Source organism: Agromyces sp. NPDC052230, assembly GCF_040679595.1.
Lineage (GTDB): Bacteria > Actinomycetota > Actinomycetes > Actinomycetales > Microbacteriaceae > Agromyces.
In genome coordinates, this window is sequence record NZ_JBFAVC010000020.1 from 1 (window position 1) to 1,337 (window position 1,337).

Consider the following 1,337-nt stretch of genomic DNA (forward strand, 5'->3'; position numbering starts at 1 on the left):
GTGTCGACGACGCTCGAAAACTGGACAGTAGCGGCGGCTTGTATTCCAGCAGTCATCGCAACGAGGGGTGATTCTCGGAGGCTAGCAAAGCGTTGAAGAGCTCGTGAGGCGTACGGTCGCCGAGGGTCAGCCGTGGGCGTCGGTTGAGCTCGAGTTCGACGCGAGCCAGGTGCCGCGGGCTGTGTACCGATAGGTCGGTCGACTTCGGGAAGTACTGGCGCAGGAGCCCGTTCGTGTTTTCGTTGCTGCCGCGCTGCCATGGGCTCGCGGCGTCGCAGAAGTAGATCCGAGTGCCCGTGTCGGCGGTCACGTCGAGGTGTTTGGCCATCTCGGTGCCCTGGTCCCAGGTCAAGGTTCGTCTCAGTGGTGGCGGTAGCTCGCCGAGCGTGCGGACCAGCGCCGCGTGCATCTCGATCGAGTTGAATGCGGGCAAGTGCAGCAGCTTCACGTAGCGGGTCTGCCGTTCCACGAGCGTGCCGATCGCCGATCGGTTGTGAGGACCGACGATGAGGTCCCCCTCCCAATGCCCGGCTTCAGAGCGGTCGGTGGGTTCGAAGCCGCGATCGTGCACCGACAGCATCGGCTGCGCGAACCGTCGTCCCGCCCGGATCTGCCGGGTATGTCCGCGCCGGTGATCACGGCCGGTCCGTAGTGGTGACGGCGCCGGCTTGCGCAGGATCCCGCTGGCTGGCCGGTAGATCGCCTGATAGATCGTCTCCGTCGCCACTCGTCGCTCCGCCTGATCGGGGTGAGCGCGTCGTAACGCTCGGGAGATCTGCTGCGGGCTCCACCGCTCCTTCAATCTCGCGATCACGTAGGAGCGCAGCGCGGAGTCGCTGCTCAGCTTCAGCGGCCGGAACCTTCTCCGTCGGGTCGCGGCGGCCGCGTGCGCGTGAAACGGCCGATACTGCCCCGACGGGTGAAGATTGCGTCTCAGCTCGCGACTGATCGTCGACGGCGCCCTGCCCAGCGCAGCCCCGATCGCGGTCGGCCCCAGTCCCCGGGATGCGAGGTCGGCGATCTGCACGCGCTCTTCCTCGGCCAGGAACCGAGGCGAGATGACACGGACGGCGAGCGGCTCAAGCGGTGGCACGACCTTGACCGTGCCATCCTTTCGACGCACGGTGGTGCCGTTCTTCCAGTTGTTCGCCGCGGAACGACTCACGCCCACCTCGCGCGCGGCGGCCGACATGGACCAGCCCTCCGCGAGTAGCTCCATGAACCGCCTACGAGCCAGCGACTTCGGCCTGCGACCCGGCCCTTTCCGAACACGACGAGAAGACATACGAGAACCCCTTTCGGATGGTCCTCGTTGCGACCGTCACTGGAAACCACCC

1 protein-coding gene is annotated in these 1,337 nt (G+C 66.4%); it reads right to left on the reverse strand.

Going from position 1 to position 1,337, the window contains the following annotated elements; all coding sequences use genetic code 11:
* Window positions 1–52: 52 nt before the first annotated feature.
* The gene (locus AB0K73_RS20800; RefSeq protein WP_360519579.1) at window positions 53–1,285 is read right to left on the reverse strand and encodes an IS30 family transposase; all 1,233 of its coding nucleotides are present in this window, start codon (window positions 1,283–1,285) and stop codon (window positions 53–55) included.
* Between the last annotated feature and the right edge of the window lie 52 nt (window positions 1,286–1,337).

Bases quoted from the DNA above. Each gene is read 5' to 3' on its own strand.
- AB0K73_RS20800 (WP_360519579.1), bottom strand. From the start codon at position 1,285: ATGTCTTCTCGTCGTGTTCGGAAAGGGCCGGGTCGCAGGCCGAAGTCG.